13 protein-coding genes are annotated in these 12,420 nt (G+C 71.4%); 5 read left to right on the forward strand and 8 right to left on the reverse strand.

Annotated elements, in window-relative coordinates; genetic code table 11:
• From DI269_RS24300 to DI269_RS24315, 4 genes are all read left to right on the forward strand, one after another.
• Nucleotides 1-891 carry a sugar ABC transporter permease gene (locus DI269_RS24300; RefSeq protein WP_112140814.1) on the forward strand — a complete coding sequence of 297 codons (891 nt, stop codon included), beginning with the start codon at nucleotides 1-3 and terminating at the stop codon, nucleotides 889-891.
• Between the two features lie 7 nt (nucleotides 892-898).
• Nucleotides 899-2,020 carry a glycoside hydrolase family 53 protein gene (locus DI269_RS24305; protein WP_112140816.1) on the forward strand — a complete coding sequence of 374 codons (1,122 nt, stop codon included), beginning with the start codon at nucleotides 899-901 and terminating at the stop codon, nucleotides 2,018-2,020.
• A 30-nt stretch (nucleotides 2,021-2,050) separates the two neighbouring features.
• On the forward strand, nucleotides 2,051-3,703 hold the full coding sequence (locus DI269_RS24310) for a glycoside hydrolase family 53 protein (protein WP_198667715.1): 1,653 nt from the start codon (nucleotides 2,051-2,053) through the stop codon (nucleotides 3,701-3,703).
• Between the two features lie 77 nt (nucleotides 3,704-3,780).
• The gene (locus tag DI269_RS24315; RefSeq protein ID WP_112140818.1) at nucleotides 3,781-4,815 is read left to right on the forward strand and encodes a LacI family DNA-binding transcriptional regulator; all 1,035 of its coding nucleotides are present in this window, start codon (nucleotides 3,781-3,783) and stop codon (nucleotides 4,813-4,815) included.
• Nucleotides 4,816-4,819: 4 nt separating this feature from the next.
• Here the strand turns inward: DI269_RS24315 and DI269_RS24320 are convergent, their stop codons facing one another.
• Together DI269_RS24320 and DI269_RS24325 are read right to left on the reverse strand one after the other, a co-directional pair.
• A complete protein-coding gene (locus DI269_RS24320; protein WP_112140820.1) occupies nucleotides 4,820-5,350 on the reverse strand; it encodes a mycothiol transferase in 531 nt (176 codons plus the stop codon).
• A 50-nt stretch (nucleotides 5,351-5,400) separates the two neighbouring features.
• Nucleotides 5,401-6,342 (reverse strand): SDR family NAD(P)-dependent oxidoreductase, encoded by a 942-nt coding sequence (locus tag DI269_RS24325; protein ID WP_112140823.1) that lies wholly within the window; start codon nucleotides 6,340-6,342, stop codon nucleotides 5,401-5,403.
• 91 nt (nucleotides 6,343-6,433) lie between these two features.
• Between DI269_RS24325 and DI269_RS27895 the strand changes: the two genes are divergently transcribed.
• A complete protein-coding gene (locus DI269_RS27895; RefSeq protein ID WP_198667716.1) occupies nucleotides 6,434-7,330 on the forward strand; it encodes an SHOCT domain-containing protein in 897 nt (298 codons plus the stop codon).
• A gap of 81 nt (nucleotides 7,331-7,411) precedes the next feature.
• Here the strand turns inward: DI269_RS27895 and DI269_RS24335 are convergent, their stop codons facing one another.
• From DI269_RS24335 to DI269_RS24360, 6 genes are all read right to left on the reverse strand, one after another.
• Complete coding sequence (locus tag DI269_RS24335) at nucleotides 7,412-7,876, reverse strand: hypothetical protein (RefSeq protein WP_112140825.1); 465 nt, start codon at nucleotides 7,874-7,876, stop codon at nucleotides 7,412-7,414.
• A 138-nt stretch (nucleotides 7,877-8,014) separates the two neighbouring features.
• Nucleotides 8,015-8,608, reverse strand: a complete 594-nt coding sequence (locus tag DI269_RS24340) for a 3'-5' exonuclease (RefSeq protein ID WP_112140827.1) — start codon at nucleotides 8,606-8,608, stop codon at nucleotides 8,015-8,017.
• Nucleotides 8,609-8,644: 36 nt separating this feature from the next.
• Entirely contained in the window at nucleotides 8,645-9,454 is an 810-nt protein-coding gene (locus DI269_RS24345; protein ID WP_112140830.1) for a DUF6999 family protein, read from the reverse strand.
• Nucleotides 9,447-11,285, reverse strand: a complete 1,839-nt coding sequence (locus DI269_RS24350; protein WP_112140832.1) for an iron-containing redox enzyme family protein — start codon at nucleotides 11,283-11,285, stop codon at nucleotides 9,447-9,449. Before DI269_RS24350 ends, DI269_RS24345 begins: the two co-directional genes overlap by 8 nt.
• A gap of 71 nt (nucleotides 11,286-11,356) precedes the next feature.
• On the reverse strand, nucleotides 11,357-11,995 hold the full coding sequence (locus DI269_RS24355) for a response regulator (protein ID WP_112140835.1): 639 nt from the start codon (nucleotides 11,993-11,995) through the stop codon (nucleotides 11,357-11,359).
• Nucleotides 11,970-12,420 (reverse strand): sensor histidine kinase (locus tag DI269_RS24360; RefSeq protein WP_232822889.1); only part of this gene is annotated, 451 nt, incomplete at its 5' end. The genes DI269_RS24360 and DI269_RS24355, both read right to left, overlap by 26 nt.

A 12,420-nucleotide genomic window follows, 5' to 3' on the forward strand; every position in this document is an offset into this window, starting at 1 on the left:
ATGACCGCAACATACGAGGCAACCGAGCGCGCCCGCGCCGCCCGCAGGCGCCGCCACCGCGGGCCCCGCGGCGAACGCGTCGCCAGCGCCTTCCTCCACCTGGAGCTCCTGGTCGTCGCGATCATCGTGATCTTCCCGCTCATGTGGATCGTCGGCGCCTCCTTCAGCCCCGGCACCGGCCTGGCCAACGCCAGCCCCATCCCCGAGGACGCCACTCTCGACCACTACGTCAGCCTCTTCACCGAGACCGACTACGGCCGCTGGTACCTCAACTCCCTGTACGTCGCCACGCTCAACATGGTCGGCTCGGTCGTCCTGTCGGCGCTGTGCGGGTACGTGTTCTCGCGCATCAAGTTCAAGGGCCGCAAGGCCGGGCTGCTGGGGATCCTCATCCTCCAGATGTTCCCGACCTTCCTCACCGCCATCGCGGTGTACATGCTGTTCCTGAACTTCGGGCTGCTCGACTCGCTCACCGGCCTCGCCCTCGTGAGCATCGCCGCGGCCCTGCCGTACAACACGTGGCTCATGAAGGGCTACACCGACAACCTGCCCGCGAGCCTCGACGAGGCCGCCGCGATCGACGGCGCGAGCCGTTGGACCATCTTCGTGAAGATCGTCCTGCCGCTCATGCGCCCGATGCTCACCTTCGTGGCCATCACGCAGTTCACGATGCCGTGGATGGACTTCATCCTCCCGGCGCTGCTGCTCCAGAGCCCCGAGAAGCAGACCGTCGCGCTCGGCCTGTTCGCCATGATCGAGGACGTCTACCAGAACGCGTTCACGACCTTCGCCGCCGGCGCGGTCATCCTCGCGGTCCCGATCACCGTGCTCTACATCGTCCTCCAGCGCTACCTGGTGACCGGCGCGAGCGCCGGCGCCGAGAAGGGATAACAGGATCATGCTGCTGCCCATCCGGGGTGCCGACGTCTCGATGACCACCGAGATCGAGGAGCGCGGCGCCGCGTTCCGCTCCAGCGGGACCGAGCGCGACCTCTTCGAGCTCACCGCGGAGGCGGGGGTCAACTGGATCCGCCTGCGCCTGTGGGTCGACCCGCGCGACGAGTCGGGCGAGCCGTACATGGGCGGCACCAACGACCTGGCGACGACGATCGCGCTGGCCCGCCGCGCGAAGGCGGCGGGCCAGCACCTCCTGCTCGACCTGCACTACTCGGACTTCTGGACCGACCCGAAGAAGCAGTCGACCCCGAAGGCCTGGCGCGGCCTGAAGGGCGCCGACCTCGAAGCGCGCGTGCACGACTGGACCGCCGAGGTCCTCGCCGCCATGACCGATGCGGGCGTCTACCCGGACATGGTGCAGGTCGGCAACGAGATCACCAACGGGATGCTCTGGCCCGAAGGGAAGACCCCGAAGTTCCTCGACGCCGAGCGCCGCTTCGACGGCGAGGACCCGGCCGCGTTCGACCGCCTGACCGGTCTCCTCAAGGCCGGCGCCGCCGCGGTCCGCGAATCCGGTGGCGCGCAGGTGATGGTCCACCTCGACTTCGGCGGCGCGAACGAGCTGTACCGCGGCTGGTTCGACCAGGCGACGGTCCGCGGCCTCGACTACGACGTGATCGGCCTGTCCTACTACCCGTACTGGCACTCGACCCTGGAAGACCTGGGCGCCAACCTGAGCGACCTCGCCCTGCGCTACGGCAAGGGCCTCGTGGTCGTCGAGACGGCGTACGCGTGGACCGCGGACCAGCCCGAGGGCCACCACCAGGTCTTCAACGGGAAGCTTGCCGAGGGACTGCGCTGGGAGGTCTCGCCCGAGGGCCAGACCACGTTCCTGCGCGACCTCTACGCGACCGTTGCCGCCGTGCCGAACGGTCTCGGCCTGGGGATCGTCTACTGGGAGCCGGCGTGGCTCCCAGTAGCGGGCACCACCTGGGCGTCGCGAGCCGGGATGGAGTACGGCGACGACGTCGTGGACGAGGCCGGCAACTCCTGGGCCAATCAGGCCCTCTTCGACTTCGACGGCAATGCACTGCCGTCGTTGCGGGCGCTTGGCGGCGCCTGAACCCCCTTGTCAATCGCAAAGGAGCGAAGCTTGAAGCGTAACAGCTTGAAGCGTTTGACCACCGGTCTCATGGCCGGTGCGCTGACGGCGGCCGTCCTGGCCGTCGGCGAGCCGGCCGCTGCGGTCCGCAGCGACTTCATCATGGGCGTCGACGTGGGCATGCTCGGCGAGGTCGAGGACCTCGGCGGGCAGTTCTACGACGACGGCGTCCAGGGCGACGCGCTCGACATCATGGCGAACCACGGCGCGAACATGGTCCGCCTGCGCCTGTGGAACGACCCCTACAACGCCGCCGGCGACCCGTACGGCGGCGGCACCAACGACCTCGCCTCGACGATCGCGATGGCGCAGCGCGCCAAGGCGCAGGGCATGGACGTCCTCCTCGACTTCCACCTCTCCGACTGGTGGGCCGACCCGGGCACGCAGACCAAGCCCAAGGCCTGGCAGAACCTCACCTACGCCCAGCTCAAGACCGCGGTGCACGACTACACCGAGAGCGTCATCAACGCCATGGAGGCCGCCGGCGCCAAGCCGGACATGGTCCAGATGGGCAACGAGATCTCCTCAGGGCTCTTGTGGGAGGACGGCCGCATCGGCGGCACCGTCTCCGACTTCACGCAGCTCGGCGAGCTCTTGTCGGCGGGCATCGACGGCGTCAACGACGCCGCGAGCGGCATCGAGATCGCGCTGCACCTCGACATGGGCGGCGACAACTCGCTGTACCAGTGGTGGTTCGACGGGATCACCGCCGAGGGCGTCGACTTCGACGTCATCGCGCTGTCGTACTACCCGTTCTGGCACGGCACCATGGGCGAGCTCAAGCAGAACCTGAACGACATCTCGGAGCGCTACTCCAAGGACGTCCTCATCGTCGAGACCGCCTACGGGTGGACCACGGCGGACGGCGACGGCCTCGGGAACTCGTTCTACACGGCCGAGGAGGCCACCGGCGGGTACACCGCGTCCGTCCAGGGCCAGACCGACTTCCTGCGCGACCTGCGCGAGATCGTCGCCGACGTCCCCGACGACCGCGGCCGCGGCATCATCTGGTGGGAGCCGACCTGGCTCCCGGTCGAGGGCGCCAACTGGGGCACCGAGGCCGGCAAGACCGACAACGGCGACACCGGGACGCTGAGCAACCCGTGGGACAACCAGACCCTGTTCGACTGGGACGGGAACGCCCTCGCCACGCTCGACGTGTTCGGCGAGACGGCCTCGACCCAGCGGGTCAACCTGCTCACCAACGGCTCGTTCGAGGCGAACGGGGCGTACACGAACACCCCGACCGGCTGGACCGTGGTGTCGGCGAACAGCTCGTACGCCAACGCCACGTACACCTCCGACGCCTGGCCGGCGCACGGCGATTGGACGCTCAACCACTACTGGGCGAGCGCGTACACGGTCTCCTTGTACCAGAACAAGACCGGGCTGACGAACGGCACGTACACGCTCTCGGGCTGGGTGCTGTCGGGCGGCGGCCAGAGTTCGGTGTACATGTACGCCAAGAACTACGGCGGCACCGAGCGGCAGGTGACCATCCCGACGAGTTCGAGCGCGTGGACGTACGTGTCCATCGAGGGCATCCAGGTGACGAACGGCCAGATCCGGGTCGGCTTCTGGGACGCCGCGAACGCGGGCAACTGGCTGAACATCGACGACGTGAAGCTGTACCGCACCGCGTAGCGGGTCGGAGAGGCCGTCACCCCCCTTGGGCGGCCTCTCCGGTCCGGCGCCCCGCCCGGTCGCCGGGCGGGGACATAATGACACTGAGGCACAAGGGAGAGTTGAGCAACTTGGCACGGAAACGACCGACGATCCACGATGTCGCCGATGCCGCGGGCGTCTCGCGCGGCACGGTCTCGCGGGTCCTCAACGGCAAGTCGAACGTCTCGCTGTCGGCGGAGACCGCGGTGCGCCGTGCCGTCGCCGAGACCGGCTACGTCGTCAACCGCGCGGCGCGCAGCCTGGTGACCAGCCGGACCGGCTCGATCGTCATGGTGCTCTCCGAGCCGCAGGAGCGCCTGTTCGAGGACCCGAACTTCTCGGTCCTCATGCGGGTGGCCACGAACCAGCTCGCCGAGCGCGACATGTCGCTGGTGCTCATGATCGCCGGGGACGACCGCGGCCGCGACCGCGTCGCCCGGTACCTGCGCGGCGGCCACGCCGACGGGGCGCTGCTCGTCTCGACCCACGCGGGCGACCCGCTGCTCGACGAGATCGAGCGCTCCGGCATCCCGGCCGTCGCCTGCGGCGCGGTCCTGGGGCGCGAGTCGGTGATCCCGTACGCCGCAGCCGACGACCGCGGCGGCGCCCGCGCCATGACCCAGTACCTGGTCGACCAGGGCCGACGCAAGATCGGCATGATCACCGGCCCGCTCGACACCCCCGGCGGGGCGCTGCGCCTCGAAGGGTTCACGGGCGTGCTGGGCCGCAAGGCCGCCAAGCAGCTCGTCGTCCACGGCGACTACACGCAGGCCGCGGGGGAGGCCGCGATGCGCCGGCTCCTGGAGGCGGTCCCCGACATCGACGCGGTGTTCGTCGCCTCCGACCTCATGGCCGCCGGGGCGCTCCAGGCCCTGCACGCGGCGGGCCGGCGCGTCCCCGACGACGTGGCCGTGGGCGGCTTCGACGACTCGGTGATCGCCTCGGCGACCCGCCCGGCCCTGACCACGGTCCGCCACCCGCTCGACAAGGTCGCCGAGGAGACGGTGCGCCTCCTCATCGAGCTCCTCGACGAGCGCGAGGTCGAGCCGGTGATCCTCCCGACCGAGCTCGTCATCCGCGACAGCGCCTAGGGCCTCACCGGGATTCCCCGGACAGGCCCTCAGCGCCGAGGAGCCCCCGCACGTACGCGGCCTGCCCGTTGTGCTGCTGGTTGTCGTCGACGACGCTGACCAGCCGCACCCCGAGGGTCACGTGCGGCGTCCAGTTCACGTCCACGACCCGGTCGAGGTCGGCCGCGGTCAGCCCGGCGAGGTAGTCGAGGGTCCGCGCGTGGACGGCCCCGTAGTAGGCGAGGAGGTCCGCGCCCGGGATACCGCTGACCTTCGCCACCTGCTCGGGCGTGTGACCGTAGCCGGTGTCGCCCGGCGGCAGGCCCAGGCCGAACCGCTCCTCCCAGCCGCCGGAGGTCCACGTCTGCTCGTGTCCGGCCACGTCGGACACGTGGTCGTCCTGGACGCGCGCGATGTGCCAGACCAGCCAGGCGATCGTGTTGGCGCCCGGGCCCGGCCGGGCCTCCAGGTCCTCCTGCGACAGTCCGTCGAGGACCGACTCGACCCCCTCCAGGACCCGGCCGAACGCGTCGGTCAGCAGCTCGTCGATCTCCATGCGGAACCCCTCTCGATGCTCGCCCCGAAACCTACCGCGCCCGACCGACGTCAGCCCCGGAAGCCGTCGACCCCGGTGAGCTCCACCGAGAAGTCCCACAGCCGCGCGGCCTGCTCGGGGTCGACCGCGTACTCCGCCACACCGCCCTCGCCGAGTTCGGCGACGTCGCAGTCCTGGAGGTACACGCCGCCCTTGCCGTCGAGCTGCGGCGAGAACGCGGCCCACGTCTGGGTGGCCGCGCCCTGCTCGGTCGTCTTGAACCAGTCGGCGACGGCGTTCCCGTCCGCGTCGACCCAGCCCATGGCCATCTGGTCCTCGCGCGAGACGTGCCGCTGGAGCGGGGTGAGGATGCCGCCGGGGTGCAGCGCGAACGCCCGCACGCCCCGGCCCTGCGCGAGGCGGTCGAGGTGAACGGCGAACAGGACGTTCGCGGTCTTGGACTGCCCGTACGCCTCCCAGCGGTCGTAGCCCTCCGCGAAGTGCGGGTCGTCCCAGCGGATCGGCGAGCGCCGGTGCCCGCCCGAGGACACCGCGACCACGCGCGAGCCCTCGTTCAGCAAGGGCGCCAAGCGGTTCACGAGCGCGAAGTGCCCGAGGTGGTTGACGGCGAACTGGAGTTCCCAGCCGGGGCCGACGCGGGTCTCGGGGCTGGCCATGACCCCGGCGGAGTCGATGACCGCGTCGATGCCCTTCCCGGCGTCCAGGAGCCCGTTCGCGAACGCCTCGACGCTGGCCAGGTCGCCCAGGTCGAGCTCGCCGGTCTCGACCCCCGCGATGCCCGCGAGCGCCTCCTCGGCGACCTTGGGGCGCCGCGCCGGGACCACGACCTGCGCGCCGGCGGCGGCGACCGCCTTCACGGTCTCCAGGCCGATCCCGGAGTAGCCGCCGGTGACGAGGACGTGCTTGCCGGTCAGGTCGATGCCGTCGAGGACCTCGGCCGCCGTGGTGGAAGCGCCGAATCCGGAGTTGATGCTCTGCTGCGGTGTGCTCATGGCCCGAGCCTAGAACCTAGAGCGCACTCGAAGTCAACTCCGCGTGAGACGGCGGTGTGCGGAAGGGGCGCGCGGGCTCCATACTGGTGTCGTGTCCACCACCTCGCAACCGGATGCGCAGCGCCGGAACCCCGCTGCCAGGTTCTTCGCCGTGCTCCTCACCCTCGGCCTGGCCGCCGCCACCTGGTGGCTCATCGAGACCGGCGTGCGCGTCGGCCACCTCGTCGAATGGGAGTGCTGGGGCGGTGAGTGCTCCACCAACGACTGGCGGGCGCTCCTGCCGGTCGCCGGGATCATCTGCAACGTCATCCTCGCAGTTCTACTCGGCGCGCTGGCCCGCCTCTCCGGCGTCGGCCTCGCCGCCATGCTCGGCACGTACGCGGCGATCTCCGGCTGGAACACCGCGGTCGCCGAGGACGGCCTCGCCGCCGCGACCGTCGCCACGGAGCTGCGGGTCGTCGGCGCGGCCTTCGGAGTCGCCGCCGTGCTCGCCCTCCTGGGCCTGCTCATCGAACTGAAGACGACCGGCTACGGCGCCCGCCTCCTCGGCGCCCAGCGCGTGCGCGCCACGCTCACCGGCTTCGGGATCGCCGACGCCCCCATCGGCAACTACACGCCCGAGAAGGCCCTCGAACACGGCTTCGGCCAGGCCACGATGCACTTCACCCACAACGGCAGCCGCCACGCCGTCAAGGTCCGGGTCCGCCGCCAGTGGCTCGACGAGCCCGTGTACGCGGTCTTCCGCGAGATGCGGCCCGAGAACGCCCGCGTGGTCCGGCCCTGGTTCCGGTCCTCCGGCACCGCAGAGAAGACCGAGACCACCACCGAGGCGACCTCGACCTCCGCGACCTCGACCTCCGCGACCTCGACCTCCGGCGGGTCCGGCTCGATCGTCTCCGAACTCGAACGCCTCGCGGCCCTTCGCTCGGCCGGCCACCTCACGCAGGAGGAGTTCGACCGCGCCAAAAGCCGCCTCCTCGGCGAGTGACCCGCCTGCGCAAACGCCGCAGGCAGCGGCATATCACGCGTCACGTGTGACATACCACTGCCTGCGGGCAAGTACCGGTCGCTAGAGCGAGCCCTTCCACTCCCGGCGGGTCTGGACGGGCTCGGGCACGTTCGCGGCCACGGCCATCACGCAGCCCGCGGCCAGCAGCAGCAGGCCCACCGCGGCGACGACCTCGCCCGCGCCCTGCCCGGCGGCGGGCAGGTCCTCGCTCAGGCGCATGTCGCCGCCGTAGAGCATCATCGCCCCGGCGAACCCGCCGAACGCCCAGGCCATGCGGGTCTCGTGGGTGCGCCACGCGAAGAACATCGCGCACCACAGCACCAGCAGGGGGATGAGGACCATCGAGACCCCGTAGGTGCCGGCGTCGCCGTCGACGCCCGCGACGCCCGAGAGCCCCCAGAAGTTCACCGTCCCTCCTCCGGCGTCCGCCCAGGGGAGGAACATCGATCCGGCCACGAGCATGGAACCGCCGAGGGCGGCCAGGCCGCCGGCGCGGGAGTACGGGGTCGAGGGAGTGCGCTCCATCATCCACCTCCGATTGCGATTCGCTTGGTCCTTCAAGCGCACCACCGCGAATGACCTGCGTCAACTCCCTTGACGGGTTCTTGACACCGAAGGGGTGAAAGCGTCTACACCGCCGAAACCCGACAATATCGACCACGCTCAATACTTGCGGCAGCCGTCGTATCCATCGCCGTGAATGCGGCCCCACCGGACCCGCGCCGTCTCCAGCAGCTCGTCCAGGGAGTCCACCGCGTGCTCGCGCTGCTCGGCGAGCAGGACGTTCGCCGCCGCCCGCGCGTCGGCCTCGGCCCGGTGGTGGTCGCCGAACGCGATCCCGGCCGCCCGCGCCACCCGCGGCAGCGTGTACGAGTCCAGCGCCCAGGTCTGGCGGGCGATGACGAGCGTGCACGCGTACCGCAGCGACGGCGCCCCGATCCCGGTCGCGGCGTTCGCGCCGCGGATGACCGAGGTGTCGAACGCGGCGTTGTGCGCGACCACCGGCGCGTCCCCGATCAGGTCCCGCAGCTGCGACCACACCTGCCGCCACGTGGGCGCCCCGACGACGTCGCGCCGCTGGATCCCGTGGATCTGCGTGTTCCGGAAGTCGAACCGGTCGTGGCCCGCCGGCGGGCGGATGAGGCTCGCGTACGCCTCGGCCTCCTTGCCGTTCTCCACCCGCACCGCGGCCACCGAGCACGCGCTGGCGCGGCTGCCGTTCGCCGTCTCGAAGTCGATCGCCACCCACGCGTCCACGCCGCTCCTCCTCCGCTGCGCGATGACGGTAGCAGCTCAGGCGCGCACCGACATCCGGCGCAGGTGCTCGTGCGCGTACTCGCAGATCACGGCATGGCGGTACACCGCGTGCGGCACGTCCGCGTTGGAGTCCACGCGCACCGACAGGTCCCCGCTGCACCACCGCAGGAACGTCGGGTCGCCGGTGATCTCCGCGAGGATCGCCAGGATCGAGTCGTCGAATCGCATCGAGTGGACGGCACGGCGGTACTCCTCGGGGGTCAGGCACGCGGCGAACGGCAGGTTCATCAGGCACAGGGCGGTCTGGATGTCCAGGCGCATGAGCCGGCGCCGCCGCGGCTCCGCGTCGAGCTCGGGGATGTCGAGCCCTGAGAAGTCGAGCTCAGTGCGGCGCGCGACGGGCCCGAGCCCGGCGAGCACGACGTACACGTTGATGTCGTGCTCGATGACCGCCTTGTTCCCCAGCCCCGCGAGGTCGGTGGGCCGCAAGGCGACCGGCTCGATCGAGGTGTCGGAGTTGCGGACGATGAAGTTGAGCAGGTTCGTCTCGATCACGAAGTGGCGGATGAGGAGTTCGACCGCGAGCGGGGACGCGAAGCGGCGCAGGAACCAGATGCAGAGCCGGTCCATGAGCCGGTGCGCGGTCCAGCGCACCGGCGTGATCCGCTTGAGCCCCAGGATGACCAGCGCCAGGACCCGCGAGACGGGCCGCATCAGCGGGTACAGCCAGGTGCGGGTCCAGCGCTGCTGGTCCTCGGCGATCTTCCGCGCCGTCTCGCGGTCGAGGGACAGCGACGGGTCGGCGGTGATCGCGTCCCACAATGGCGGGCCCGCGAGGTCAGACATTGTCGAGCTCTTCGAGTTGGAGCGCGTACAGGCGCGCCACCACCTTCGCGGTCGAGACGATCGCGTCGGCCGCCGCGGCGTCGACGCGCGGGGACGCGAGGATCGCCTGGAGCTTCGCGAAGTGGTCGTCGTCGGCCTCCCCGTGGTAGGCCAGGAAGCTCACCTGGTCGTCGCGCAGGCCCAGCTGCTCCTTGAACTGCGCGGCCCAGCCGGAGGCCTTCCCGGTGCCGAGCCCCTCGATGATGAACATGGCGCCCAGCAGCCCGACCGGGTCGGCCCGGCTCGCGGTGTGGAACATGTACGCCGACAGCGCCTCGGACCCGATGTTCTTGCGCCCGTTCCTGATCGCCTCGATGGAGCCGCCGCACGCGGCGTAGTCGCGCTCGATCATCATGAAGTCGCGGTGCTCCTCGGCGGCGTGTCCGATGGCGGCGCTGCGCAGGTCGAAGAAGTCGACCGAGAAGTTCGAGGCGGCCCGGGAGATCCACCGCGCGCCGTCGGCGACCTGCTGGCGCAGGTTGAACAGCAGCCGCAGGTAGTCCTCCAGTGTGGACTCGCCGTCGGCGAGGCGGCGCATGACCGGGACGGCGTCCAGTCGCCGCTCGAAGTCCTCCCACACCGCGTCGAGCCGCGCGAACACGTTCCCGTCCGAGGTCGGCACCGGCTCGTGAACCGCTGCGGGGGCCCGCTCCGGCACCTGCACCGAGACCGACTCCGCCGCTTCGGGTGCCACGCACGTCAGGTGCGCGAACCCGAACGAGAACCGGCCCGACTCGGGGACGGCGAGGAGCACGGTCTGGCCCGGCTCGAACCGGCCGGTCCGCCAGCACTCCTCCAGGGCGATGAAGATCGACGCGGCCCCGGTGTTCCCCTTCGTCTCCAGGTTCGAGAACCACCGGCCGGTGTCGATCTGCGCGCCGGTGGAGGCGAGCTGGTCGAAGACGATGTCGCGGAACGCGTTCGTCGAGTAGTGGCACAGCACGTGGTCGAGGCGCTTGAGGTCGATGAGCCCGAGCTGGGCGAGCGACGAGAACTCCTTGAGGCCCGCCTCCGCGAGCGCCCCGAGCGCCGAGGTGTCCTGGCGCAGCAGCATCATCCCGGCCTGCTCGGCCGCGGCGGCGCTGCCCATGTCCTGCCAGGTCCGGCCCGCGGCGGGGGAGTTGTCGGCGCCCATGCCGGCCCGCATGCACACCTCGTGCTCGTGCGCGAGCGAGACGGTGCGGACCCAGTCGACCCGCAGCGAGGGCCGGTCCGGGCGCGGCCGCGACTCGACCAGCACCGACCCGGCCCCGTCGGAGAGCATCCAGCGCAGGAAGTGCGCGTCGGTGTCGCCCCCGCCGGTGAAGCGCGAGGCCCGCAGCCACCGCGACGACAGCTCCGAGCCGACCACGGCCACGGTTCGCTTGTCGCCCAACCGGACCTTCGCGACGGCCGCGTCCAGCGCCGCGAGGCCGGAGGCGCACACGCCCGCGGCGGACAGCAGCTGCATCGGCCCGCCCCCGATGCGCCCGTGCACCATCGACGCGAACCCCGGCACCAGCAGGTCGCCCTGGGTGGTCGCGGTCGCGAGCATGTCGAGGTCGGCGGCGGTCAAACCGCGGTCGTCCAGCATGGACCCCAGCGCGTTGGCGGCGAGCTCCTCGTTCAGCTCGGTGGTGCGCCCGCGCTCGTCGAGTGCGTAGTGGCGCTTGGCGATCCCGTTGGCGGCGAGGATGCGGCGGCGGAGCCGGTCGCCGCGGTCGTCGACGCCGCCGAGGCGCGCGGCGATCTCGTCGTTCCCGACCGGGTCCCCGGGGAGGTACGCTCCTGCGGCGGTGATGAAGGCGTTCATCCCACCATTGAGCCCCATCGGGGCCGGTCCGCGCATCGGCTGGATCGCTCAATTCGCGGGAGCGAAAGTACTCAGTCCCCGTCGATGCCCTGCTCGATCGCGTACCGCACCAGCTGGGCCCGGTTGTGCAGCTGGAGCTTGGTGAGGATGTGCTGCACGTGGTTCTGCACCGTCCGCGGCGACAGCGTCAGCCGCGCGGCGACCTCCTTGTACCCCAGGCCCTTCGCGACCAGGCGCAGCACCTCGGTCTCCCGGTCCGACAGCTGCGGGCGCTCCTCGGGCTCGGGCGCGTTCGCCAGCCGCCGGTACTCGCCGAGCACCAGGCCCGCCAGGCCCGGCGTGAACACCGCGTCCCCGGCCGCGACCCGCTCGACCGCGTCCGCGAGCTCGGCGGGCGAGGCCGACTTCACCAGGTACCCGCGCGCCCCGGCCTTGATGGCCTCCAGCACGTCCGAGGACTCGCCGCTGGCCGACAGCACCAGGACCGCGGTCGGGCAGTCCTCGCCCAGGCCCTGGAGCACCGCCACCCCCGACAGGCCCGGCAACTGGAGGTCGAGGATCGCCACGTCCGGACGCAGCGACCGGATGCCCTCCAGGGCCGCCCGGCCCTCCCCGAACACGGCGAGCACCCGGTGCCCGGCCCCGGTCAGGTCCCGGCTGATCGCCTCCCTCCAGATCGGATGGTCATCGACCACGACGAGCGTCGCCACCGGCACCCACTTCCTTCTCCACGCGCGGAATCCGCATCTCCACCTCCGTGCCCTGCCCGGGCGCCGAGACGACCTCGGCCGTCCCGCCCAGCTCCCTGATCCGGCCCCGGATCGACTGCGCCACACCGAGACGGCCCTCCGCGGCGGCGGTCGCGAGGCGGTCGGGCGCGAAGCCCGGCCCGTCGTCGCGCACGCTCACCTGGACCGCGTCCCCCTCGTCCTCCAGCAGCAGCCACACCCGCGTCCCCTCCGGGCAGTGCTCCCGCACATTGTCGACCGCGCTCGCCACCGCCGCCGCGAACTGCCGCGCGGTCTCGGCCGGCAGGAGCACCGGCGTCGCCGGGGCCGCCACCGACACGTCCGGGCCCTCGTGGCGGCCGACGAGCGCGCGCAGGTCCCGCTGCCCGTCCAGGGGCCGCGTGTAC

The sequence above is a fragment of the Glycomyces dulcitolivorans genome, from assembly GCF_003265355.1.
GTDB classification, from domain to species: Bacteria; Actinomycetota; Actinomycetes; order Mycobacteriales; family Micromonosporaceae; genus Glycomyces; species Glycomyces dulcitolivorans.

Excerpts from the sequence above, each read along its gene's own strand:
- DI269_RS24345 (WP_112140830.1), bottom strand. The coding sequence starts at position 9,454 with ATGTCTGACCTCGCGGGCCCGCCATTGTGGGACGCGATCACCGCCGAC.
- DI269_RS24300 (WP_112140814.1), top strand. The coding sequence starts at position 1 with ATGACCGCAACATACGAGGCAACCGAGCGCGCCCGCGCCGCCCGCAGG.
- DI269_RS24305 (WP_112140816.1), top strand. The coding sequence starts at position 899 with ATGCTGCTGCCCATCCGGGGTGCCGACGTCTCGATGACCACCGAGATC.
- DI269_RS24320 (WP_112140820.1), bottom strand. The coding sequence starts at position 5,350 with ATGGAGATCGACGAGCTGCTGACCGACGCGTTCGGCCGGGTCCTGGAG.
- DI269_RS24315 (WP_112140818.1), top strand. The coding sequence starts at position 3,781 with ATGACACTGAGGCACAAGGGAGAGTTGAGCAACTTGGCACGGAAACGA.
- DI269_RS24350 (WP_112140832.1), bottom strand. The coding sequence starts at position 11,285 with ATGAACGCCTTCATCACCGCCGCAGGAGCGTACCTCCCCGGGGACCCG.
- DI269_RS24335 (WP_112140825.1), bottom strand. The coding sequence starts at position 7,876 with ATGGAGCGCACTCCCTCGACCCCGTACTCCCGCGCCGGCGGCCTGGCC.
- DI269_RS24325 (WP_112140823.1), bottom strand. The coding sequence starts at position 6,342 with ATGAGCACACCGCAGCAGAGCATCAACTCCGGATTCGGCGCTTCCACC.